Annotated in this window: 18 protein-coding genes, 3 tRNA genes and 1 other RNA gene; 11 read left to right on the plus strand and 11 right to left on the minus strand. The window is 63.8% G+C overall.

The genetic code is table 11. The annotated features are described in order from the left end of the window. Positions 1–109: 109 nt before the first annotated feature. A complete protein-coding gene (locus ACUXH0_RS24730) occupies positions 110–1066 on the minus strand; it encodes a patatin-like phospholipase family protein (RefSeq protein ID WP_012435296.1) in 957 nt (318 codons plus the stop codon). Positions 1067–1271: 205 nt separating this feature from the next. Between ACUXH0_RS24730 and gltX the strand changes: the two genes are divergently transcribed. From gltX to ACUXH0_RS24750, 4 genes are all read left to right on the plus strand, one after another. Further along, positions 1272–2669, plus strand: a complete 1398-nt coding sequence (gene gltX, locus ACUXH0_RS24735) for a glutamate--tRNA ligase (RefSeq protein ID WP_012435297.1) — start codon at positions 1272–1274, stop codon at positions 2667–2669. 126 nt (positions 2670–2795) lie between these two features. Further along, a tRNA-Ala gene (locus ACUXH0_RS24740) sits at positions 2796–2871 on the plus strand. Positions 2872–2990: 119 nt separating this feature from the next. After that, a tRNA-Glu gene (locus tag ACUXH0_RS24745) sits at positions 2991–3066 on the plus strand. Positions 3067–3130: 64 nt separating this feature from the next. Beyond that, positions 3131–3207 (plus strand) — tRNA-Asp (locus ACUXH0_RS24750). Between the two features lie 104 nt (positions 3208–3311). Here ACUXH0_RS24750 and ACUXH0_RS24755 read toward each other — a convergent pair. The 6 genes from ACUXH0_RS24755 to ACUXH0_RS24780 form a co-directional block, all read right to left on the minus strand. Beyond that, on the minus strand, positions 3312–4658 hold the full coding sequence (locus ACUXH0_RS24755; protein ID WP_012435298.1) for an MATE family efflux transporter: 1347 nt from the start codon (positions 4656–4658) through the stop codon (positions 3312–3314). A 19-nt stretch (positions 4659–4677) separates the two neighbouring features. Beyond that, positions 4678–6468 (minus strand): ArnT family glycosyltransferase, encoded by a 1791-nt coding sequence (locus ACUXH0_RS24760; protein WP_012435299.1) that lies wholly within the window; start codon positions 6466–6468, stop codon positions 4678–4680. A gap of 182 nt (positions 6469–6650) precedes the next feature. Then, the gene (locus ACUXH0_RS24765; RefSeq protein WP_004626237.1) at positions 6651–6911 is read right to left on the minus strand and encodes a type B 50S ribosomal protein L31; all 261 of its coding nucleotides are present in this window, start codon (positions 6909–6911) and stop codon (positions 6651–6653) included. 203 nt (positions 6912–7114) lie between these two features. Beyond that, positions 7115–7672: a hypothetical protein gene (locus tag ACUXH0_RS24770; protein ID WP_004626239.1), complete on the minus strand. Its 558-nt coding sequence runs from the start codon at positions 7670–7672 to the stop codon at positions 7115–7117. Further along, positions 7669–8535: a M90 family metallopeptidase gene (locus tag ACUXH0_RS24775; RefSeq protein WP_012435300.1), complete on the minus strand. Its 867-nt coding sequence runs from the start codon at positions 8533–8535 to the stop codon at positions 7669–7671. Before ACUXH0_RS24775 ends, ACUXH0_RS24770 begins: the two co-directional genes overlap by 4 nt. 62 nt (positions 8536–8597) lie before the next feature. Beyond that, the gene (locus tag ACUXH0_RS24780) at positions 8598–9266 is read right to left on the minus strand and encodes a LuxR C-terminal-related transcriptional regulator (RefSeq protein WP_182594814.1); all 669 of its coding nucleotides are present in this window, start codon (positions 9264–9266) and stop codon (positions 8598–8600) included. 376 nt (positions 9267–9642) lie between these two features. On the opposite strand from ACUXH0_RS24780, the gene ACUXH0_RS24785 reads away from it, so the two are divergent. Then, entirely contained in the window at positions 9643–10284 is a 642-nt protein-coding gene (locus tag ACUXH0_RS24785) for a hypothetical protein (protein WP_012435302.1), read from the plus strand. Between the two features lie 146 nt (positions 10285–10430). Here the strand turns inward: ACUXH0_RS24785 and ACUXH0_RS24790 are convergent, their stop codons facing one another. The 3 genes from ACUXH0_RS24790 to trxA form a co-directional block, all read right to left on the minus strand. Further along, the gene (locus ACUXH0_RS24790) at positions 10431–11804 is read right to left on the minus strand and encodes a sigma-54 dependent transcriptional regulator (RefSeq protein WP_004626248.1); all 1374 of its coding nucleotides are present in this window, start codon (positions 11802–11804) and stop codon (positions 10431–10433) included. A 268-nt stretch (positions 11805–12072) separates the two neighbouring features. Then, positions 12073–13335 (minus strand): transcription termination factor Rho, encoded by a 1263-nt coding sequence (gene rho / locus ACUXH0_RS24795; protein WP_004626250.1) that lies wholly within the window; start codon positions 13333–13335, stop codon positions 12073–12075. A gap of 189 nt (positions 13336–13524) precedes the next feature. Then, positions 13525–13851, minus strand: a complete 327-nt coding sequence (trxA, locus tag ACUXH0_RS24800; protein WP_004626253.1) for a thioredoxin TrxA — start codon at positions 13849–13851, stop codon at positions 13525–13527. A gap of 217 nt (positions 13852–14068) precedes the next feature. On the opposite strand from trxA, the gene ACUXH0_RS24805 reads away from it, so the two are divergent. Together ACUXH0_RS24805 and ACUXH0_RS24810 are read left to right on the plus strand one after the other, a co-directional pair. After that, positions 14069–16924: a PD-(D/E)XK nuclease family protein gene (locus ACUXH0_RS24805; protein ID WP_182594813.1), complete on the plus strand. Its 2856-nt coding sequence runs from the start codon at positions 14069–14071 to the stop codon at positions 16922–16924. Beyond that, the gene (locus ACUXH0_RS24810; RefSeq protein ID WP_182594812.1) at positions 16921–20442 is read left to right on the plus strand and encodes a UvrD-helicase domain-containing protein; all 3522 of its coding nucleotides are present in this window, start codon (positions 16921–16923) and stop codon (positions 20440–20442) included. Before ACUXH0_RS24805 ends, ACUXH0_RS24810 begins: the two co-directional genes overlap by 4 nt. A gap of 63 nt (positions 20443–20505) precedes the next feature. On the opposite strand, the gene ffs is transcribed toward ACUXH0_RS24810, so the two are convergent. Further along, positions 20506–20604: signal recognition particle sRNA small type (ffs, locus tag ACUXH0_RS24815), an RNA gene on the minus strand. 126 nt (positions 20605–20730) lie between these two features. On the opposite strand from ffs, the gene ACUXH0_RS24820 reads away from it, so the two are divergent. The 4 genes from ACUXH0_RS24820 to recR all read left to right on the plus strand — a co-directional run bounded on the left by ACUXH0_RS24820 (position 20731) and on the right by recR (position 24302). Next, entirely contained in the window at positions 20731–22926 is a 2196-nt protein-coding gene (locus ACUXH0_RS24820) for a DNA polymerase III subunit gamma/tau (RefSeq protein ID WP_182594811.1), read from the plus strand. An 85-nt stretch (positions 22927–23011) separates the two neighbouring features. After that, a complete protein-coding gene (locus ACUXH0_RS24825; RefSeq protein ID WP_004626260.1) occupies positions 23012–23359 on the plus strand; it encodes a YbaB/EbfC family nucleoid-associated protein in 348 nt (115 codons plus the stop codon). Positions 23360–23382: 23 nt separating this feature from the next. Further along, positions 23383–23682 carry an antibiotic biosynthesis monooxygenase family protein gene (locus ACUXH0_RS24830; protein ID WP_012435306.1) on the plus strand — a complete coding sequence of 100 codons (300 nt, stop codon included), beginning with the start codon at positions 23383–23385 and terminating at the stop codon, positions 23680–23682. Further along, positions 23682–24302, plus strand: coding sequence for a recombination mediator RecR (gene recR / locus ACUXH0_RS24835; protein WP_012435307.1), 621 nt, complete (start codon positions 23682–23684; stop codon positions 24300–24302). The genes ACUXH0_RS24830 and recR overlap by 1 nt, the downstream gene beginning before the upstream one ends. The last annotated feature ends 12 nt before the right edge of the window (positions 24303–24314 follow it).

Below are 24314 nucleotides of genomic sequence, written 5' to 3' on the forward strand. Positions count from 1 at the left end.
CGGCCTCATCTGGCCTTGAAATACAAAACGCCCGATGCGGTGCATCGGGCGCTCGGAGACTGAGCACAGTGTCAACCTATGGCAGGACTTGACACCGCTGACAGGGGTGTCAGTGCGGCGGCAACGGGGTGCCCACGATGGTCTGCGTCAGATGCAGCTTTTCCCGCAGCAGCGGCATGGCGGCCTGAGCAGCCTGCTCGCCCGCGAGAATCGCCTCGTTGCGCGCGGTAAAGTCGCTGCCCTTCACAAACGGCAGCGACGGTGTGATGACCACATCGGCCTGGGCCAGCTCGGTCTTGCTGATGCTCTGACCCATGATGGCTGTCGTCTGCAGCAGCATGCTCGCCTGTCCCGACACAGCCTGGTTGGCAGGGTCTGCCGAGATGTTCACTGCAATCACGAACGTCGCGCCCATCTGCTTGACGTAGGTAACCGGCACTGGCGCCACCAAGCCGCCGTCCACATATTGGCGACCGCTGATCGTTACCGGCTGGAACACGCCCGGGATACTGCAGGACGCACGCACCGCCTGACCGGTATTGCCGCGCCGGAACAGGATCGGCTTGCCGCTCGCCAGGTCCGTCGCAACGATGCCGAGTGGAATGCGCATCTGCTCGATCGTCTTCTGCTTGACCAGCCGGTTGATGTATTTCTCCAGCGCCTCGCCCTTGAGCCAGCCGCCGAAGCGCGTGCCGAAGGGCAGCGCCCAATCGGCGATCATGGCCTCGTCCATCTTGAGCGCCATGCGGTTCATCTCCAGCCCCGACATGCCCGACGCGTAGATCGCCGCTACCACGCTACCCGCGCTCGTGCCGGTGATGAAGTCGATCTGAATGCCTTGGGCTTCCAGCATCTTGATGACGCCGATGTGCGCAAAACCGCGCGCGGCACCTCCGCCCAGTGCCAACCCGATCCGCACGGGCTGTGTGGCTGGTTGAGTCGTGGGCGGCAGCACGGCCGTGGCGGGGGTGACGGGCGTTTCGGTTTTGCCGGACGAGAAACCCGTCACGGTGCAGGCGGAGAGCACGGAGGCGCCGGCGGCACCCAGGAAAAGGCGGCGTTGCATGAGTGAGTTGGGGCGGTTGGTATGCCGCGCAGTTGTGTTCAGTCGTGACCGAGCGCACTGCGGCCGGCCGCCATTGTGCCAAAGTTCAGCGACAGGGTCGGCCAGACACGTGCAGGACGGTTGCTATAATTTCAGTTTTGATAGAGGCCGCTCAGGATCCGCGCTCAGGGTTCGATCACGCGGCCTTATTCGTTCAGCCATTCCTATGACACAGCGCGTCCGTACTCGTTTCGCTCCCAGCCCCACCGGCTTCATCCACCTCGGCAACATCCGCTCGGCACTCTATCCGTGGGCCTTCGCACGCAAGATGAAGGGAGACTTCATCCTGCGCATCGAAGACACCGACGTGGAGCGCTCCAGCCAGGAAGCCGTCGACGTGATCCTGGAAGCGATGGATTGGCTCGACATGGACATCGACGAAGGCCCGTTCTACCAGATGCAGCGCATGGACCGGTACCGCGCCGTGGTTGCTCAGATGGTGCAGCAGGAACTCGCCTACCCGTGCTACATGAGCACCGAAGAACTCGACGCCCTGCGCGAAGCGCAACGCGAGCGCGGCGAGAAGCCCCGCTACGACGGCACCTGGCGCCCCGCACCCGGCAAGATTCTGCCGCCGCCGCCGGCCGGCGTGCAGCCAGTGATTCGCTTCAAGAACCCCATCGGCGGGAGTGTCGTGTGGGACGACGCCGTGAAGGGCCGCATCGAAATCTCCAACGATGAACTCGACGATCTCGTGATCGCGCGCCCGGACGGCACGCCTACGTATAACTTCTGTGTGGTCGTCGACGACATGGATATGCAGATCACGCATGTGATCCGCGGCGACGACCACGTCAACAACACGCCCCGGCAGATCAACATCCTGCGCGCGCTGGGCGGTACGCCGCCGGTCTACGCACACCTGCCGACTGTGCTAAACGAGCAGGGCGAGAAGATGAGCAAGCGCCACGGTGCCATGGCTGTCACGGGCTATCGTGATGCGGGCTATCTGCCAGAAGCCATCGTCAACTACCTCGCCCGTCTGGGCTGGGCGCATGGCGACGCCGAGATCTTTTCGCGCGAGCAGTTCATCGAGTGGTTCGACCTCGAGCACCTGGGCAAGTCGCCGGCGCAATACAACCCTGAGAAGCTTGCCTGGTTGAACAACCACTACATCAAGCAGGCTGACAATGTGCGCCTGGCGGGGCTGGTGAAACCGTTCATCGAGGCGCTGGGTGGCAAGGTGGATGGCGGCCCTGTGCTGGCTGACGTGGTTGCGCTCGTGAAGGATCGCGCCAACACGCTGCGTGAAGTCGCCCAGACAGCGCTGCTGTTCTATCGCTCGGATCTGGCTGTCGAGCCGGAGCTCGCTGCGCAGCACCTGACCGACGACGTGCGTCCTGGCATTGCGGCGCTGGCTGAGAAGCTCGGGGCGCTGCCCGAGTGGAAGCGCGAGGCCATCGGCGCAGTCTTCAAGGAAGTTCTGGCGGCCCACGGCTGGAAGATGCCCAAGCTGGCGATGCCGGTGCGCCTGCTGGTGGCAGGGCAACTGCAAACGCCGTCGATTGATGCGGTGCTGGAGTTGTTCGGTCGCGACGTCGTTCTGCATCGTCTGGCGGCGTGACGTGTGCAGCGCAAAAATTTTTGCGAAAGGGTATTGCCAAGCGCCAAATACTTCCCCTATACTCTTGTTTTCGCTGCAACACGAAGCGAAATGCAGTAAGAAGCAAGCAGTAAAAGGCAGTACCTCGGGGCTATAGCTCAGCTGGGAGAGCGCTTGCATGGCATGCAAGAGGTCAGCGGTTCGATCCCGCTTAGCTCCACCAAAATGCCGGAAGATTCGATTCAAAAAATAAATTTGAAAAGAGGCTTCCAAAACGCAAAGAAGTTCGTTATAGTAGCGGACTTCGCAGCGTAAGACAGAAAGCGTTGCAAAACAGTTTCTGTCCCCTTCGTCTAGAGGCCTAGGACATCACCCTTTCACGGTGAGTACAGGGGTTCGAATCCCCTAGGGGACGCCAAAATAAGAGCTTAACCAGAAGCTCATTAGCAAAATCAGTCTCTAGCTGATTTTGCAACCGACACGGAGCGGTAGTTCAGTCGGTTAGAATACCGGCCTGTCACGCCGGGGGTCGCGGGTTCGAGTCCCGTCCGCTCCGCCAAATCAAAACCCGCTGCTTGCAGCGGGTTTTTTCTTTTGCGCTTTCTATTCAATTCTAGTCATTCCAGATTGACGTCGTTTTAAAGCGGCGGCGAATGGCTTTCTTTAATCGGGCGCACGGCTAACTCGATTGAAATAGCTGACCAGCAACGCGCCGGCCACCATCAAACTGAGCGCATTGGCCGCCCAGAAGCCGGCTGCGCCACGCAGAGGCGTCGCAAACTCGCCCAGTAGTCCAAATCCGAGCACGTAGCCGCCGCCCAGACCCACGCCCCACAGCGATAAGGCGTAGATGACGGTCGGGATGAGCGCGATCTTGTATGCGCGCAGGATGAATGCAGTCATGACCTGCAGCGCATCGAACATCTGATAGAAGGCGATGAAAGGCAGCAGCGGCACCGCAATCGCCAGGACAGTAGCATCGTGCGTGTAGAGGCTGACCAGCTCGCGACGCAAGAACAGCACGGCCGCGCAAACGATGATCGCGCACATCACCGCCAATTTGATGCCGTTCAGCGAGATGCGTCGGGCCGCAACGCGATCGCGCGCGCCGATCGACTGCGCAGCCAGCGTCGACGTCGCGATCGACAAGGACAGCGGCACCATGTAGGCCACTGCCCCGAGGTTGGCGGCAATCTGATGCCCTGCCAAGACCACCGTACCGAGACGCGCGATGAAGATCGCCATCAACGTGAACGATGTGATCTCGATCAGGTAGGTGAAGCCCATCGGCACACCCAGGAGTACGAGTGCCCACAGCCGCGCGCGATTGGGTGGCGAGTAGTGCGTGAAAATCGCAAGCGGCTTGTACGCTGGATTGCGCATCAGGATGGCGGCCGCAGCCACAAACCATAGCCAGCTGATAATCATCGAGGCGAGTGCACAGCCCGGGCCACCCATCGCGGGGACGCCCATGCCGCCGTACAGAAACAGTGCGTTGAGCGGAAATTTGATGGCGAGGCCGGCGAGCTGCAGCACCGTCACCATCACTGGGCGCGACAGCGCGTTGTTCAACGCAGAGTAGATCCGGAAGCCGAGCGCAGCAGGCAATGCGAGTGCTTCATACCGCAAATAGGCGGTGGCTTTCTCGGTGAGTTCCGGTGTCGCATCCGCCAGTTGCAGTAGCGGCGCAGGGAACCACAGGATCAGCATGCCGATAGCCGCGAGCACCAGCCCGAGCCAGACAGCCTGGCGCACTTCTTCGCCGATCTCGCTGTGCCTTTGCGCGCCATACAGTTGGCCGGCGATGGGCGAGAGCGCTTGCAGCACACCCATCAGGCTGATGTACACCGTCACGTAGATCGACCCGCCGAGTCCGATGGCCGCGAGGTCTGCTGCAGTCGCGCGGCCAGCCATCGCCGTATCGAGTACGCCGAAAGCGATGACCGCCAACTGGCCGATCAGCACCGGCCAAGCCAGTGCGGTAATGCGGCGGACGTCGGCGACAAACATGTGGGTACGACCGAGAGCGTTATTGGCGCAGCTTGCGCCGGCGTGTGGTGGCCGGCGCGGGCGGCGGATGTGTGGCGGTGGCCGCCTCGGTCAGGCGGTACATGCGGAAGTGCTCGTCGCGGTCGGCGGGGCGTCGGCCTTCCCAGATCGGGCGCCACTCGTAGTTGGAGACGCTCGTCGGTGCACCGTAGTCGTACGGGTCGTGACGCAGCAGGATGTCGCAATTGTCTTCTGCATTGCCAAAACGGATGTGGCCGAAGTACGCGAACGAGGCAAGCTGCGCATCGCCCATGCGGATCGGCTGCACGCACACGTAGGAACGCGGCAGCGCAAGCGCGGCTGACTGCGCGACATCGCGGTACGTCTTGGCGTAGTTGATGGTGGGCAGCCACAGCGTCATCATCAGCACCCACATCAGCGTGGTGCCGGCGGCCGAGATCACCACTGCGCGCCAGATCGCCTTGGGTGCGCGCGATGTGCGCCAGACGACGATGAGCACCCACGCGGCCGTCACGAGCAGTGCGCAGACCAGTGCGGTCCAGCTGAACTCAGGCCGATAGCCCGGCACGATGCGGTAGACGTTGCGCGCAAGCTGAGGCGGAAAACCTGTCATCTTGGCGATCCACAGTAGCCATAGCGTCCCGCCCAGGATCGTGAAGGCCAGCAGCGCAAACCAGTCGATCGCGCTGATGGCGCCGCGCTTGAGCGTCGGCAGCGCGAACGTGGCCATCACGGCCATCGGTGGAATCAGCAGCAGGAAGCCGTCGTCGCCCGGGTGGGGCTGCATGAGCAGCAGCACCAACTGCGGCAGCAGCACGGCCAACGGCAGCGTGATATGCGGGGCGGTGCGCATGCCGCCCCAGCTCTTCCACGCCCACGCGGCCAGCGGCCAGACCGGCCAGGCGAACAGTGGCAGGTTGCGTGCGACAAAGCCAAGCGAATGCGCCGTGGGGCCGGCGTATTGATGGCGATCGAAGCGCGCCCATTCGCGGACGTAGGTCACGGCGTCCGTCGGATTGTTTGCCAGCAAGTACGTCATCACCGGCCATGAGCAGCCGAGTATGAGCGACACGGGCAGCGCCACTGTCAGCAGGGGTCGCAGCGGCAGTACGCGCGTGGCATGCGCGGCCATCAATACGGCCACCGTGATGGCCAATGGCAGGATTGGCCCGCCCGCCAGCGACAGGCAGCCGATGCCGATGCCGTAGATGAGGCTGCCGTGCACCGGCTTGTCGAGCGCTCGGATCAAGCCATACACCGCGACAGCCACGAAGCACAGCGCCCCGACCAGCGGTGTCGTTTCGTGACCGCGCTGTGCCAGGCCCACGCAGGCGAGGAAGATCAGCAGTGCTCCATCTGCCAGCGTACGGCCGTAGTCGCGCGTGTTTGGCTGGCCGCCAAAGACGAACTCAAACGGTTGGACTTCTGGGCGCCGACCCAGCAGATAGGCCCCGTACCAGATGCAAGCGCTGGTAACGAAGAAGAAGAGGGCGGTGGCCAGGCGAGACGCGTCCGCGGGGCCGAGCCATTGTCCGAAGAGGCGAATGAACGCGCCACCGATCCAGAACACCAGTGGCCCAGATTGCACGACGGGGCGCCCGACGATGTTCGGCATCAGCCAGTCCTGCGCATTGCCGGTGGCCAGTGTCCACATCGCGCCGAAGCCGGCGGCGTCTTCGTTCTTCCACGGGTCGCGCGAGAACAGCCCTGATAGGCCGTAGATCACGCAGATGGCGAGCAGCAGCCAACGCGGCAACTCGCGGGTGGCGGCGGCAGTCAGGCGGATGCGCGAGACGCGGGTGGTGTTCATCGAGTGTCAGGCCGGGCGAGCCCAGCCGGGATTGCACAGCGACGTGCGGATCGTAAAGAGGGCCAAATCAACGGCCTACCATGTGCCGAGAAACAAAAAAGGCAGCCGGAGCTGCCTTTTTCTGACCACTAAGACGGTCTGCACTGAGCGAGTCATGCGCTGAGCCGTCTCCGGCGCCGATATTACTTGGCAGCCTTGCCGATCTTGCTGCCGAACTTGTTGCGGAACTTCTCGACGCGGCCGGCCGTGTCCAGAACCTTTTGCTGGCCCGTGTAGAACGGGTGCGATTCGGACGAGACTTCAATCTTGGCCAGCGGATATTCCTTGCCGTCCAGCGTGATCATTTCCTTGGTCTGGATGGTCGAGCGGGTGATGAACTTGAAGTCGCTGGACATGTCCTGGAACACGACTTCGCGGTAATTCGGGTGAATGCCTTCTTTCATGATGGGCCCTGGGGTAGAGGTAGCCAATTCGCGGCGCGCTTCAGGTGCTCACATGGTAGGAGCCACCGTGCGACCAGCCCTCGAATCACTTGCCGGGTGGAGAAACGAGGATTATGCCAGAGAAACAAGGGCTTGAGCAACGCGCCTGCCGCAAAATCCGTCGTGTCGGGGCATCGAAAAGTGACTCGAAACGCTTATTTCGATCAAGGTTTGCCGAGGCGCTCGATCGTAAGCATGCCGTGACCGTCCAGATCCATGGTCTTGGTGTCGCCGACGCGCAACGAGGTGTCGAGGTTGCGTGCCCAGGTGTCGACCCGGGCAGGGGACTCGGCGTCGGGCGACGGCTGGAACCGATGCAGCGTTACGCCGATGGACAGCGTCTGGAACTCGCCCGATACGACCATCGGCCGCAGGGTGACATCGACGCCGGTCTTGGCCCAGCGGTGACGTATGAATTGGCACGTGGTGGTGTCGCAGCCCAGCGGGATCGTGTCGTCGGGCAGGCCGGCGGCGAAGCGCGCCTCCCATTCCTTGCGTGGTATCGAGCCGCCCACGTCGTACGTATGGGTGCGTTCGAGCAGTGCGACGTGCTGGCCCGTGGTGGATGTTTCGGCCGAAAGCGTGACGCGTTTGGTTTCGGATTGCCCATCGAATTGCGCGGTGACGCTGAGGATCACGGGCGTGGTTGGTTGCGCCAAGGCTGGGGCGGCGGCGAGGCAACAACCGAGCAGCATTGCACGAACCGTTTGGCGAATCGTCATGGCAGGAATCCCTCCTGGCGTTGTTCAGAGTCCAGCACGCGCCGTGCCGGATCTTGCAGGTAGAACGCTTGCAGGAGCGCGTACAACGATGGCAGCGTCTCAAGCAGGGCCAACGGTTCGACGAAGAACGCCTCTGACGCCACCGCAAAGAACTCGGCAGGATGCTGCGCGCCATAGGGATCGAGCAGCGAAAGAATCGGATCCTCGCCCCACCGGCGCTCCGGAAGCTGCTCGCAACGATTGGCAAAGGCGTCGTACTCCGCGTAGAGATCATCGGCCCATTGCTCGCGGTCAACGTTGGCATGCAAGCGCGATGAAAACGCAGGGATGCCGTCCGACTCGCCGTTGAGCATGTCGAGCTTATGCGCGAACTCATGCACCACCACGTTATACGGCTGCGCACCCGGCTCGGCCAGTGCGCCCCCGAGTTCGATGTCCTGCCACGAGAGGATGACCGGACCGTGCTCCCATGCCTCACCGGCGGCTTCTTCGCGCACGTTGTGCACGACGCCGTCTTCATCCATGACTTCCTTGCGGATGACGAACTCGCCAGGGTAGATGACGACGCCGTGCCATCCGCTGTACCACGTGATGCCCAGCTCCAGGATCGGCACGCTGGCTTGCGCGGCAATGCTGACCACCATGTCGTCGGTGAGCGGCAAATCGTGCGCGGTGGTGAATTCCTTTTCGGCGATGAAGAGCGTGGCCGTTTCACGCAGGCGTGCGAGGTCCGTGCCGGGCCAGTCGAGCAAAAAGGGCAGTCCATCCAGCGCGCGTGACCACCGCGCGTCTGAGATGGCGTAACGCGTCAGGCGCCGCGCACGTGCGCGGCCTGAGAACCAGCGGAAAACGGACGAAAGCATGCGGCCAGTATATCGACCGTCGCGCGCGACTTCGCGACGCGCGCTTTCATTTGGGGATGGGGTCAGGCGACCGACAGCAGGCGCGCGCCGCGCTGGTTGGCGACGTACACGGCCTCGGTACGGATGCGTACTTTCAGGCGCCGATACAGGGTGCTGATATGCGCCTTGGCTGTCGCCTCGGAGATGTTCAGCATGCGGCTGATCGTCTTGACCGGATGCCCGCGCGAGAGCAGCACCAGAATCTCGTACTGCCGGGGCGTAATGCCGAGCAGCTTCGGATCGGTCTGAGGGTCGCCAGCGAGCGCAGGGTTGGGCGCACCGTCCAGGCGCGATTCCGGCAGCAGTGCGCTGGCCGGAATGTATTGGCCACCCACCAGCACCAGTTCCAGCGAAGCCGCGATGACTTCGCCCGGCGAATGCTTGAGCGTGTACCCGGACAATCCCATCTGCATCAGCGTACGGATGATGTCGGGCGATTCGGATTCAGCCAGCACGACCACGTGGCGCGCGTGCGGCCGGTGCATGATCTCGCCGATGGCCGACAACTCATCGAGATGTGGCAGCGGCAGGCCGATGACAAGAAGACCCGCGTCGGCATTGGTTTCGATGGCGTCGAACATCCCTTCGTCTGGCTCGACGACAGTGACGCCGGTGACGCCTTTGAGCGTCCGTAGCAGGTGCGCAATGCCTGTACGCACCAACGGATGGGCTTCGATCAAAACAGTGTTCATCGTTGTTCTCGACCTGTTACCGATCTTGCGAACATCCTTGTCGCCCAGGCGAGATACAGGCCGGAGCAGACCCCCGTTCCGAATCATTTTAGTGGCGGAAGTCAAAAATGACAGCCGCCACGGCCATGCCTCGGGACTCTCGTTGCTGCGTCCTGGCTACTGTAGCCCAGCGTTTGCCAGGGCGCGCAATTCGACCACTGGAGAGCCTGCGCCCGACCACCGCGATTTTTGATGGCGACAGCTGTTTCAGTCGCGACACAAAATCGCCTGTCATGCCGGGTTGGATGGTTCTCCGCGTTGAAAATATCCCGTTAAAACAAGGCGTTAGCCGTCATGGCATGGATGTCGCTCTATCCCCGACGGGGAGGAGCTAGCCATGCCGACAATCGCGCAGCGCTGTGCTCGACGTTTGCCGTTCGGGTGGACGGTCGAGAGGACCGGAGTGGTGGCAAACCGCGCGGCCATGATCGTCATGATGCCGGCGCTCGCAATAGACGGCGACCTCATCGTGCGGCGTGCAATCGCGCTGCTGGTCGCCCTTCGAAGCGTTCTCGCCGATACGTTGCCGGCGCGACTCGCATTCGGTCTTGTTCCCACCCGCGCATTCGATCCATCCACCGGTTCTGTCGTGTCCGCACTCACGGACGGCGAACTGAGTACGTCGCATGCGTGGCTTAACAATCCAACGGCGAGGGGGCTTGCGCAATCCCCCCGGAAGTGGGGTGTATCCGGGTGTGTGTCAGCTACCACGCCGGATGATCGGCGCCGCGACAGTCTCTTGGCGCAGGTCGGCGCTGTTGGTGCGACTCCGCGTGCACTAAATGTGGCGCTTTCGCAACGTACGCTGCAGGAGCAGGTACGGCGGCTGTTCAACGGTTTCGTGCTCCGTCCCCCGGCGGGCACTCTTTTCTCATTAGCCATCCTCAAGCGGGATCCCGATGCAAGCCAACCTGACCGCATTTGCCGCGCTAGCGCCGCCGATTCCTTCGCATGCCAGCTGCTGGGTTCAGCGCACTGAACCAAGTATTGGATGAATCGGGTGAGGAAAGCGAGAGGCTGGCCGGGGCGCCATTCCTTCGGCTTGCCCAAAAAAAAGCGCATCCGGGGGGGCATAGCACCCACGCTATGCCCCCGCCGATCGGAATGAAAACGATGAGCCCAGGCCTAGGCCGGGTGCAGTGGATGCTCTGCTCGAATGCCGTGCTTCTGCATCAACCGATACAGCGTGACGCGAGACACCGCCAATTCGCGCGCGGTCATGCCCATATGGAAGCCGTTGCGGGCGATGGCCGTGCGGATGGCATCGGACTCTGCACCCTCGCGCGCTTCCTCCAGTGTCTGGCCCGAGACGGATGCATAGCCTTCGAGGTGCAGGTCGGCCGCGGAGATCTTGCGGTTGTCGGTCATCACCAGCGCGCGGCGCACGCGGTTGATGAGTTCGCGCACGTTGCCCGGCCACGGGTAATGCATCATCGCGTGCAGCGCGCAGGGCGTGAACCCGCGGATCCGGTGCGACGCCTCGCTGGCATGCTGGGCCAGGATGTGTTGGGCCAGCAGCACGATGTCGCTGCCGCGCTCGCGAAGCGGTGGCACCGACAAGGTGAGCACGCACAGTCGATGAAACAGATCGGTGCGAAATCCGCCGTGGTGTTGGGCGGCTTCCAGATCCACGTGCGTTGCCGAAATGATGCGGATGTCCAGCGGAATCGCCTGGTGCCCGCCAAGCCGCGTAATCGTGCCTTGTTGCAGGAAGCGCAGCAGGCTGACTTGGCTCTCAAGCGGCAGGTCGCCGATTTCATCGAGGAACAGCGTGCCGCCGTTGGCATGCTCGACCCAGCCGATATGACGCTGATGCGCGCCGGTAAACGCGCCTTTTTCGTAGCCAAACAATTCGGACTGGATCAGGTGCGGCGGAATCGCCCCGCAATTGATGGCGATGAACGGCCCGCCTGCGCGCGAGGAAGCCTCGTGAATGGCCTGGGCAGTCAGCTCCTTGCCCGTGCCTGACTCCCCCGCGATGAAGGCTGGCGCGCTGTTCTGCGCGACCTTGCGGATGGCGCGAAACAGGCCGTGCATGGCAGGGCACTCGCCCAGCATGCGCGCATGATTGGCCTTCGGCGCTGGCGTGACTTCCTGCGCGAGCGAGGCCATGCCCCAGGCGTGACGCAGCGAATACGCAGCCTCGTCCGTGCGCAGCGGCATCTGCACGTAGTCCACGCAGTAATCGCGCACGAGCTGGCGCACGCGTTCGTGGTTCAGCATGGCCGGCGGCAGGGCCGCCACCCAGCCCACATGCGAGACTTGCATGCAGCGCTCGAGCAAATCCAACTCCGCAGCAGAGAACGCGCTGCCGAAATCGACCAAGCCCGCCTTGGGAACGCCGTCACGAATGGCACAGCCCAGTTCGCGCATCGACGCTACGCGTCGCACGTGCCAGTCCGCACCCAAAATCGTCTCGTCGATCTCCCCCATCCCCGCGCGTGACGCCACTACGACGGTTCGGCACGCGGCAGTACATTCCAGCGACTCTTCGCGCATGGTTTCCCCCGTTCGATTTTTCGTGTGGTTCGTTCTTTGCCGAGGCGGCCCGGCCAGGGCAGGCTTGCAGTATGGTTGCCGGGTTTCTCTTTTGCGATGACGTTTAAGGACGATGGTGGCAAACGCTTGCGCGCCCGGACTGTAATGCAAATGAACTAGCGAATTTCACGACTTTGACAAGAGAACACCGAGGAAAAACTTGTAGTTGACACAGCAATAAAAAAAGCGCACCACGATGGGTGCGCTTTTCGCTATGCAGGCAGGAGACTTAGCCGCCGCGTCGCATCATGTCGAAGAACTCAGCGTTGTTTTTCGTCGTCTTGAGTTTGTCGAGCAGGAATTCCATCGCCTCGACCTCATCCATGTCATGGATGAACTTACGCAGAATCCACACCTTCTGCAGGATGTCCGGCTTGATCAGCAGTTCTTCCCGGCGCGTGCCCGACTTGTTCAGGTTGATGGCGGGGTAGACGCGCTTTTCGGCCAGGCGGCGTTCCAGGTGCACTTCCATGTTGCCGGTGCCCTTGAATTCTTCATAGATCACGTCGTCCATGCGGCTGCCGGTTTCGATCAGCGCCGTACCGATGATGGTGAGCGAACCGCCTTCTTCCAGGTTACGTGCCGCACCGAAGAAACGCTTCGGGCGCTGCAGCGCATTGGCGTCGACACCGCCGGTTAGCACCTTGCCCGAGGTTGGCACCACAGTGTTGTAGGCGCGGGCCAGTCGCGTGATCGAGTCCAACACGATCACCACGTCCTTCTTCAGTTCGACCAGGCGCTTGGCCTTTTCGATGACCATTTCGGCCACCTGCACGTGACGCACGGCAGGCTCATCGAACGTCGATGCCACCACTTCACCGCGCACGGTGCGCTGCATTTCGGTCACTTCTTCCGGGCGCTCGTCGATCAGCAGTACGAACAGCTCGGCTTCCGGATGGTTGGTCGCGATGGCGTGCGCAATGTGCTGCAGCATCACGGTCTTGCCCGACTTCGGGCTTGCTACCAGCAGCGCCCGCTGGCCGCGACCGATCGGGGCGATCATGTCGATGATGCGGCCAGTGATGTTCTCTTCGGCCTTGATGTCGCGTTCGAGCGTGAGCGGCTTGTTCGGGTGCAGCGGCGTCAGGTTCTCGAACATGATGCGGTTCTTCACCGCTTCAGGAGGCTGCGTATTGACCTTGTCGACCTTCACCAGCGCGAAGTAGCGCTCGCCATCCTTGGGCGTGCGGACTTCACCTTCGATGGTGTCACCGGTGTGCAAATTGAATCGGCGGATCTGCGACGGGCTGATGTAGATGTCGTCGGTGCTGGCCAGATACGAGGTTTCCGGCGAGCGCAGAAAACCGAAGCCATCGGGCAGCACTTCAAGTGTGCCGTCCCCGAAAATCGTTTCCCCCTGTTTCGCCTTCTTTTTCAGGATGGCAAACATCAATTCCTGTTTGCGCATGCGCTGCGCGTTATCGATCTCCAGCTGCCCCGCCATTTCCAGCAATTGGGACACGTGCAAGGATTTCAGTTCTGTCAGATGCATAGACGAAAGATGAGGGAAGGGCCCGAACGGGCGGCGAAACGAGAAACGGGGGAGGGGGGGCAGGTCGAGCGAACGCTCGGGGAAACAGATTGGCTGCAATCTTAGCACAACGCTGGCGGGCTTCCAGGCGGAAGTGCGCCAGCGTGTGTGTGGGGCAACGCGAAAGGTCGCCTATAGCCGAAAAACGGCTTACAGGTGGCTGTCCAGGAATGCAGTCAGTTGCGACTTGGACAGCGCGCCCACCTTTTGCGCGGCCACAGCGCCATTCTTGAACAGAATCAGCGTTGGGATGCCGCGAATGCCGAACTTGGCCGGCACGCCCTGGTTCTCATCGACGTTGATCTTGGCGATTTGCACCTTCTCGCCGTAGTCCTTGGAAACCTCGTCCAGGATCGGGGCGATCATTTTGCAAGGACCGCACCATTCGGCCCAGAAATCGACCAGCACGGGTTTGTCGGACTTGAGCACGTCTGCCTCGAAGGACGCGTCGCTCACATACTTGATCTGTTCGCTCATGGCGGGAACCTCTGTTATTTCGTAAAAGCTGGCGACGTGCGCCGAACCCATACATTACACGATTACACGGACCGGCGTGCATTGAGACCACTGTCGGCGCGGATGCTGCTGATATAGTACCGACGCCTCTATTTTCAACCGATTCGACTGTTGATTGTGGCTATCTCGCAGATAGCCGCAGGTCTTCGCTTCCCGGTATATCGCCATATTCCCTCGCATGCAGACGCTTGCCTTCGCGCCTGGCCCAGCATTCCTTTCCCGTGCCGCCGACGCTGCATGGCGCTTTCTGGATGCGCATGCGCAATCCCCCGGTACCGCGACGATCGTCGTGCCGACAGCCGCGCAGATTCCCGGGGTGCGCAGTGCCCTGCATGCCAATGCGCAAGCGGCCGGCACGCCGCGTTTGCTTCCGCGCATTCTGACCCTGGGGCATTGGCTGCTCGATTTGCCACCGGAAGCAGGTTCGCCCGCCGGGCGCACGCCGCTGTCGCGATTGCTTGCGGTGCAGCAGGCGCTCAAGACGCAGGCTTGGCTGCGTGAAGCGCTGGGCGCGCAGGACGATGCCGCCCTGTGGGGCGTAGCGCAGGTGCTCGTGACGGTGTCGGACGAGTTGTCGCAACGTTGGCTGACGCTTGATGCCGCACACAGTGGCGCAGATAGGCGGTCTGATGCGCTGGAGTCGGCGTTGGCGGAAGCGTTGGAGCGCACTTACGCACAATTGTCCGAACGCTTTCTCGGCACCGAATCGCGCATTGTGCTGACGTTCTGGCGGTTGCTTTCAGGCGCGGCGGACCCGATTCCAATGCGGCTGCGTGCCATGCGGCGCTTGCTGGACGAATTGCACGGCCCCATCGTCTGGATGAGCCCGTCGGACCCTGAGGCGGTCGATCTGGATTTCCTGCAGCGTGCCGCCGAGCGCGTGCCAGTGCTGAGCATCGGCTACGACTGGAATGCGCCCGAGGCCGGCACATCTGCGACGCCTTCCACGCATGCGGATTTCCGCGACTTGCTGCTGCACGCCTGGCCTGAGTGCGCGACGGCCGCACAGGCTGCGGACGATGGCGCCGATGCGCGGATGCAGGCGCCAATCCTGCGCATTGCTGGTGCTACACGCTTTGAGGACGAAGCGGCCTTCGCCGCGCATACGCTGGTCGATTGGTTGAACGCCGGGCGCCGCTCGTTGGCGTTGGTGGCGCAGGATCGCATCGTTGCGCGGCGCGTTCGCGCATTGTTGGCGCGCGTGAACGTGCCGGTGCGGGACGAGACCGGCTGGAAGCTTTCCACGACGCGCGCCGCCGCAGCGCTCATGCGCTGGGTCGACGTGGTGCAGGGCGATGGCGACACCGCTGCGCTCCTCGATCTCGTCAAAAGCCCTTTCTGTCTGCGTGACGCCGATGCCGGCACGGCCACGCCCGCATGGGTCGCAGAACTGGAGCGCCGAGTGCGCCGGCACAACGTTTCGGGTGGCTGGGGGCGGCTGCGCCGGCTGGTGGCGGATCGCCCCGCCAATGATGCCGATGCCGATGCCGATGGCGAAGCGAAGGTCAGCCGCCTGGCCGATCGCCTCGGCGTGCTGGCCGACGAAGCTGCGCTGTGGCGCCGTGTCGGCAGCGCGACGCTTGACGCGTGGGTAACGCTGCTGGCAGGCACGCTCGATCGTCTGCATATGCGCACCGGCTTGCAGAACGACGACGCAGGGCGCCAATTGCTCGATTGGATCGACCGCCTGCGGGCATCCATACATGGCAGCACCGATGCGGGCGCGCGTTTTTCGCTCACGGAGTGGCGTGCACTGCTGTCGATGCTGCTCGAATCTGCGGTCTTCAGTGAGCCTTCACCGCCTGCTGATCGGCGTGTTGTCATCCTGCCGCTGAATGGTGCGCGCATGCGGCGCTTTGATGGTGTCGTGGTGGTGGGTTGCGACGATGCGCAGTTGCCGTCGGCGCAGCCGGAGTGGCTGTTTTTCTCCAACGACGTGCGCCGTGAACTGGGTTTGCCCGACCGCGCGCAGCGCTTTGCGCAGCAGGCGCGCGATTTGGCTGAAGTGTTGCTCAACCAGCCCGAGGTCGTGTTGACCTGGCAGCGCCACGGCGGACGCGGCGAGCCGCATCGCCTTTCCGGTTGGCTCGAACGCCTGCAACGCCGGTTGGCGGTGTGCGGCGTGCGTATTGATACGTCCGTCGTGTTGCCCAGCCTGCAGACCACGAGCCAACCAGCCGGCATGCCAGCGCCGGCCGCGCCTGTGCTGGTGCCGTCCACGCTGAGTGCGGCCGCGTACAACAGCCTGCGCCGCTGTCCGTACCAGTTTTTCGTTGGTCGCATGCTTCGCCTGGGCGAGCTGGAAGAGGTCTCCGACGAGCTGGAGAAACGCGACATCGGCGAAATCCTGCACGCAATCCTGCATCGCTTTCATCGGCAGTTGCTGGAAGTGCCGATGCATGACCCGGCTGATCGTCAGGCGCTCCTGCAGGCCATCACCGACGAACAGTTCGGCCCGCTGCTGGCCGAGGATGGCAACGCACTGCGCTTCTATCGGCGTTGGCTCGGTGTGATGCCGTCGTACCTGGCGTGGCAGGCCGCGCGCGAGGCTGACGGCTGGCGCTTTGAGGCTGGCGAGGTCGATGTCGATACGTCGATCACGTTGCGGGACGAGCGCCCGCTGCGCTTGCGCGGCCGTATCGACCGCATTGACGTGCACGACGAACACGGCGTGGCGGTGCTTGATTACAAGACGCAATCGCAGATGGTGCTGGTGCGTCGCGCCAAGGCACCGTTTGAGGATTGCCAGCTCCCGTTTTATGGCGTGCTCGATGCGCGTGCAGTTGCGGGCGGCTGGGTTTCGCTCGACGGCGAGGCGCGCGGGGACAAGCGCGACGTTGCGTTGCCCGACTTCACGCAAGTCGTCGACTGGTTGATTGAACAGATGCAAAAGGACATGACGGCTCTCTCAGCCGGTGCGCCGCTGCCGGCCTTCGGTGATGAATCGGCGTGCCGTTACTGCGCGGCGCGCGGCCTGTGCCGCAAGGGATACTGGACCGACGGTGCTCCGCGCGAGCCGGAGAGCGCGGCATGAGCGATCACGCTTACGAATGCGACGGCGCACCCGTCTCGCCTGAAGCCTTCTCGCGCGCTGCGTGCGAACCGCAGCGCTCGGTCGTGGTGGAAGCATGTGCGGGCAGCGGCAAGACGTGGCTGCTGGTCACGCGTATGTTGCGCTTGCTGCTGGCGGGCGCCGCGCCGTCGGACATTCTCGCCATCACGTTCACGCGCAAGGCCGCCGAAGAAATGCGCCAGCGTTTGCTGGACATCCTCGCGCAACTGGCCGCCGCCGACGATGAGGGCGTCGTGCGCGAACTCGTCGCGCGCACGGTGGACGAGCGCGATGCGCCGGCGCTGATTGAAACCGCGCGAGGCTTGTATGCGCGCGTGCTGGAGTCGCCCTCGCGCATGGCGATCGATACGTTCCACGGCTGGTTCGGGTCGCTGCTGCGCGGTGCGCCGCTGTCGTCGGGGGTGCAGCAGGGCGCGTCGTTGCGTGAAGATGCCGGACGGCTGCGGCGTGAAGCGTGGGCGCCTTTCTGGCGCGGCCTGCTGGCGGAAGATCACGCTGAGTTGCGCGCCGCGTATGAAACGCTTGCCGATCTGGTCGGCGATTTCCAGGCCGGTCGCCTGCTCGATGCAATGTTTCATCAGCGCAGCGATTGGTGGGCGTACAAGGCGCAGGCGGGCGGCCGTCCGCTGGCTGCGTTGGACGAACTGCTTGGCGACGATGCGACGGTCGATCCGTTGATCGAAGCGCTGCAGGATGCGGCATTGCTGGCCGACATGCTGCACGTGTCCGGCTGGCTTGGGCAGGGCGGTGCGGCCGAAGGCAAGCGCGCGGTGGCCATCGAATCGGCGGTGACTGCTGCGCGCGGAATGGATGTCTCTGATGAAGCCGCGCGCGTACGAGCATTTGATGCGCTCTTTGCGGCCTTCCACACGCAGGCCGGCAAGGCGCGTGCCTGCAAGCCGACCAAGGCACTGATCAAGGCCGTCGGCGACGAACACGCGCGAACGCTGGTGACCCTGCACACTGCGCTCTGCGAGGCGCTGACCACCATCCAGGCGCGGCGCCAGGAAGCCCGCGTGCGCGCCGCCAATGCTGCATTGTTCGCTCTGGGTGACGCACTCATCGATCGCTACCAGGCGTACAAACGTCAGACGCGCGCGATGGATTTCACCGATCTCGAATGGGAAGCGGCGCGCCTGATGCAGCAAGACGACACGGCCGCCTACCTGCAGGTGCGGCTCGACGCGCGCTACAAGCATCTGCTGCTCGACGAGTTTCAAGATACGAACCCGATGCAGTGGCGCATCCTGCAAGGCTGGCTGGCCGGTTATGCGGGCACCGGCACGCAGCCGAGCGTATTCCTGGTGGGCGATCCCAAGCAATCGATCTACCGTTTCCGTCGTGCGGATGCCCGGCTGTTCGATGCTGCGCGTGAAATGCTGGTCGCAGAATTCAACGCGACCGTGCTGCGCACCAACCGCACGCGTCGCAACGCGCCGGCGGTGCTGGAGTGGGTTAACGCCGTGTTCCTGCAGGCGCGGGCGCGCGGCGACTATCCCATCTACGCCGAGCAAAGCACGGCCGTGGATGCGCCTGTAGGCAAAGCGCTGCTGTTGCCGCTGGTGCCCGTGTTGGAAGCCGAGCGGGTCGACGAAACCACGCCACGCGACACGCTTACCGAACCGCGCGAAGAGGCCGGCGATTCGCAGCGATATGCAGAGGGCCGCCAAGTAGCCGCCTGCCTGCGCGCGTTGCACGCCAGCGAGCGCATTCGCGAAGGCGGCGTCGAGCGCTCCGTGCGCTGGAGCGATTTCCAGCTGCTCGTCCGCCGCAAGCGCTACCTCGCCGATTACGAACGTGCGCTGCGCGACGCCGGCGTGCCGTATCTGAGCCCGCGCCGTGGCGGTCTGCTGGCGACGCTCGAAGCCCTCGATCTGTGCGCGCTGCTTGATTTTCTGATGACGCCGCAGGCCGATCTGTCGCTTGCACATGTGCTGCGCAGCCCGGTGTTCGCCGCCACGGACGATCACCTCATCGCACTGGCGCAGTTTGGCGAAGGCACTCTCGCATTGACATGGTGGGAGCGGTTGACTGCCTTGGCCGGTCAGGCTGATGCGTCGGACACCTTCCACTATGCGCATCGCATGCTGTCGCGCTGGCTGGCGGTGGCGCCCACGCTGCCCGTGCACGATCTGCTCGATCACATCGTCTACACCGGCGAACTCAAGCGCCGCTATGCCGAACGCGCGCCCGCCGCCAATCGCGATCAAGTGCTCGCCAACCTGGATGCGTTTTTGAAGCTCGCCCTCGATCTGGACGGTGGCCGCTATCCGAGCCTGCCGAAGTTCATGGCGGAGCTGCGGGCCATCCGCCAGGGCGACGAGGACGAAAGTCCCGACGAAGGCATGCAGGGCGACACCGATGCGCCGGATGCCATCGATGCCGAAGTTGCCAGCGAAGGCCTCGATGCCGCACAGATACTGACCGTACATGCCTCGAAGGGGTTGGAAGCGCCGTTCGTCGTGCTGCTCGACAGCCACCATAGCGACGCGCGTGTCGATACCGCCGGCATCCTGATCGACTGGCCGCCGGGCGCGCAGGCACCTACGCATTTCTCCGCGTTTGGCAAGACGTCCGAGCGGGGCCTCGCACGCGATCCGCTCTTCAAGCAAGAACATGATCTCGCCGAGCGCGAGAACTGGAATCTGCTTTACGTGGCGATGACGCGCGCGCGACAAGCGTTGATCGTTTCCGGCGTCGCAAACAAGCGTGATGCCGCTGCAGCCCAATCTGTCGATGAGGGCGACGCGCCCGAAGTGGACGGCACGGCGAGCTGGTACACACACCTTGCCACGGCGGGCGTGGCGTCACCCGCGCCCATGGTGGATGGCGCAGCCGATTCGGCTGACAATGCGGCAGGGCCTGAGGCAGTCTCCTATCACGACTTCCGCGCGCCGCTTACGGTGACAGTGCGTGTCGGCGCCGCTGGCGCATCCGCCGAGGGCCCCGCCGATATCGTCTTCGACCAAGGCGCCGTCGCACAGGGCGAACTGCTGCATGCGGTGCTCGAGCGCCTGACGCGTCGCGGCTTGCCCGAACAGGCGCCCGACGCTGAGACGATCGCGCGCTGGTTCAGCGCCACCGGCGTCACGCAGGCCGACGCCACACGCACCGCTGACGCCGTGCGCAGAATGCTTTCAGCCGAGACGCTGATGCATGTCTTCGACCCTGCGTGTTTCGACGCCGCACATAACGAGATCGAGCTTTTCGCTCCGGACGGTGCGCTGTTGCGCATCGATCGCCTGATCGAACGCGGTAACGACATCCTCGTGGTCGACTACAAGCTGCGCCTGCTGCCCGTCGAACGCGCCGCCTATGCGGATCAGCTGCGCGGCTATGTGGCCGCCATCTCGCCGATGTACCCGGGTCGCAACGTGCGCGCGGGCGTCGCCACCGCGCAGGGCGAATGGATCGACCTGGACGCGTTACCCAAGCCGGTACAGACGTCACACGACGACAGCCAAGGCGCGCTGTTCTGATGCGGGCGGCACAGACGACACAGACGAAAAAGGGGAGGGTGATGCGGGAGGAGGAAAGAGAAGGGGGACGAGCCTGACCCTCGGCACTGGCGGAAAACGGCTGTGGCTGCTTCGTTCCCGACCTGACCAGGTTGACCGCGCCACCATGCGAGGAGGCCCGTCCGACCGCCATTGTAACCGACTCGCACGTCCCCACTTGAATATCCTTGCAATTCGCTCGGCGCGCATGGAGGTTGACGCCTCCAAAACCGCGTCGGAAATCCACCTCGCTTTGCTACAATCCGCCGCATGAGTTATCAAGTGCTCGCCCGCAAGTGGCGCCCTCGCGATTTCACCACGCTGGTCGGTCAGGAACACGTGGTGAAAGCGCTCACGCATGCGCTCGAACAGCAGCGCCTGCACCACGCATACCTGTTCACGGGTACGCGCGGTGTCGGCAAGACGACGCTGTCGCGCATCCTTGCCAAATCGCTCAATTGCGTCGGCGCGGACGGGCAGGGCGGCATCACTGCGCAGCCGTGCGGCGTGTGCCGCGCCTGCACTGAAATCGATGCCGGGCGCTTTGTCGATTACATCGAGATGGATGCCGCCTCCAACCGCGGCGTCGACGAGATGGCCCAGTTGCTGGACCGCGCGGTCTATGCACCCACAAGCGGCCGCTTCAAGGTCTACATGATCGACGAAGTGCACATGCTGACCAACCACGCCTTCAATGCGATGCTGAAGACGCTGGAAGAGCCGCCCGAGCACGTCAAGTTCATCCTCGCGACCACCGATCCGCAGAAGATTCCGGTGACGGTGCTGTCGCGCTGCCTGCAGTTCAACCTCAAGCAGATGCCGCCGGGGCACATCGTGTCTCACCTCGATCGCATCCTTGGCGAAGAGGGCATCGCCCACGAGCCGAACGCGCTGCGTCTGCTGGCCGCCGCCGCCCAGGGTTCGATGCGTGATGCGCTGTCGCTCACCGACCAGGCCATCGCGTACAGCGCCGGCGACGTGAGCGAAGCCGCCGTGCGCGGCATGCTCGGCGCGATTGATCAGAGCTACCTCGTGCGCCTGCTCGATGCACTGGCCGATGAGAACGGCGCCGCGCTTGTCGAGATTGCCGACGAAATGGCCGGGCGCAGTCTGAGCTTCTCGGGCGCGCTGCAGGATCTTGCATCCCTGCTGCAGAAGATTGCGCTGGCGCAGGTCGTGCCCGCCGCTGTGCAGGACGATTGGCCAGAGGCTGATGATGTACGCCGCCTTGCCGAGCGGTTCGATGCGCAGTCCGTGCAACTGTTCTACCAGTTTGCCAACCTGGGCCGCAACGAATTGGCGCTCGCGCCGGATGAGTACGCCGGCTTCACGATGACGCTGCTGCGCATGCTTGCGTTCCAGCCCGGGCAGTCGGGTGGGGACACGGCGCCGCCTTCTGGCGGTGGCGGCGGGAAGCGCGCGATGCCGTTGGCTGCAACGCCAGCCGCATCGACGCGTCCGGCGGTTACGGCGACTGCGCCTGTGGCGGCGCCGGTTGCTCAGGTGGCGCCGGTGGCGGTGCGTCCGGAGCCGGTGGTCGAGGCGCCGCGTGCGACTTATCAGGCAACACCGCCGGCGCCTGCGCCCGTTGCTGCGGTTGCGCACACGCCGGCTGCAGCGCCAGCGCGTCGCTCGCCGGCGATGGAAGCCTTGGCCGCAGCCCGCCAGGCTTCGAACCGTGGCCGTGGCGGTGCTTCCGCACCTGTCGCCTCGCCGGTAGCCGCGCCTGCGCCTGCCGCACGTCCAGCTGCGCCCGCTGTGGGTCCACGTCCGAATCCTGCTGCTGCTGCGCCGGCATCCGCGCCGCCGCGCCGCGAACAGCCGGCTGGCGCTGCCGCTGCGTCCGATGACGGGCCGCCGCCCTGGGATGAAATGCCAGGCGAATTTGCTTCGCCGTCGCTTGACGAGATGGACGCCGCGTTTGCCGGCTGGGATTCCGCGTCGAGCATGCGCCCCGGTGCGCCTGAACCGGCAGCACGTCCAGCGCAGATCGAGGCGCCGTCAGCCGCGCTTGTGCCGGTCACGACGATCGCCCCGGAGCCGTTCGCCGCTGCTACGCCGCCTGATCTGAGCGCCAGCAGTCTTACAACGTTCGACGGCAGTTGGCCGGCGCTGGCGGCCAGCCTGCCGATCCGCGGCCTGGCTCAACAGCTGGCTTACCAGAGCGAGTTGGTGGCCGTGGAAGGCGCCACGATGCGCCTGCGTGTTCCGTTGCCCCCGCTGACCGACGCCAATGTCGTCGAGCGTCTGGAGGCAGCACTCACGGAACACTTCAGCACGCCCGTTCGCGTGGCGTGTGATATCGGACCGGCGCGCGCCACCGCGGCGGCGGTGGACGCCGAGCAGCGCGCCGAGCGCCAACGTAGTGCCGAAGACGCCATCGCCGCCAACCCGTTTGTTCAGGCTCTGGTCCGGGACTTTGCTGCGCAGGTCGTCCCCGGATCGATCCAACCGCACGCGCACTGAACGGAATTTCAGGACTGAACATTGAACCCCGGCGTGCCCCGCTGAGCGGCACGCCTTGCACGACCCATTCCAAGGAGCAATGACCATGATGAAAGGCCAGATCGCCGGGCTGATGAAGCAGGCCCAGCAGATGCAGGAAAACATGAAAAAGGCGCAGGAGCAGCTCGCCCTGATCGAGGTGGAAGGCGTGTCCGGCGCGGGCCTCGTGAAGGTAGTGATGACCTGCAAAAACGACGTGAAGCGTGTGTCGATCGACCCGAGCCTGCTGGCCGAAGGCGAAGACAAGGATCTGCTGGAAGACCTGATCGCCGCCGCATTCAACGACGCCGTGCGCAAGGCCGAGGCCACCACGCAAGAGAAGATGGGTTCGCTCACTTCAGGCCTGGGCGGTATGGCCGGCATGCTGCCGCCCGGCTTCAAGCTGCCCTTCTAAGCAACGCCCGCCAGGATTGCGCCATGGTGCTGGAATCTGCACTGCTGCACGTCACGCCCGGCCAGGAAGCCGCCTTCGAGACGGCCTTCGGCGAGGCTCGCCACATCATCGGTGCGATGCAGGGCTTCGTTTCGCTGTCGCTGTCGCGCTGCATGGAGAAGACGAGCGACTATCTGTTGCTGGTGCAGTGGCAGACGCTGGAAGACCACACCATCGGCTTTCGGCAATCGCCCGAGTACCAGCGCTGGCGTGCGCTGCTGCACCACTTCTATGATCCGATGCCGGAAGTGCTGCACCACACGACTGTTGTGGAGCACGCGTGATGCGTAACGCTCCAGGCACGCCGTCGGCGCTGCAGATGCTGGTTGAAGCCTTGCGCGTGCTGCCGGGCGTGGGCCCCAAGTCTGCCCAGAGGATGGCGTATCACCTGATGCAGCATGACCGCGAGGGGGCGGCGCAGCTGGCACAGGCGCTGTCTGAGGCAACGGAATCGATCCAGCACTGCAGCCGCTGCAATACCTTTACCGAGCAGGAAGTTTGCGAGACCTGCTTGGACACGCGCCGCGATGCATCGGTCCTGTGCGTGGTGGAAACGCCCGCTGATCAGATGATGATCGAGCAGACGCTGACCTATCGCGGCCAATACTTCGTGCTGATGGGGCGGCTCTCGCCGCTGGACAACATCGGCCCGAAAGAGATCCACCTCGAACGCTTGCTGGCCCGTGCGACCGATCCTGCGCTGGGCGGGCCGTGCACCGAGGTCATCCTCGCAACCAACTTCACCAGCGAAGGTGAGGCGACAGCCCATTACATTGGCGAGATGTTGAAGGCGCGCGGCATCAAGGCGACGCGTCTTGCGCGTGGCGTGCCGGTAGGCGGTGAGCTGGAATACGTGGACGCGGGTACCATCGCTCGCGCCGTGCTGGACCGGCGCCAACTCTGATCTTCCGCAGTT

It is taken from the genome of Ralstonia sp. 110700041-2, assembly GCF_056280165.1.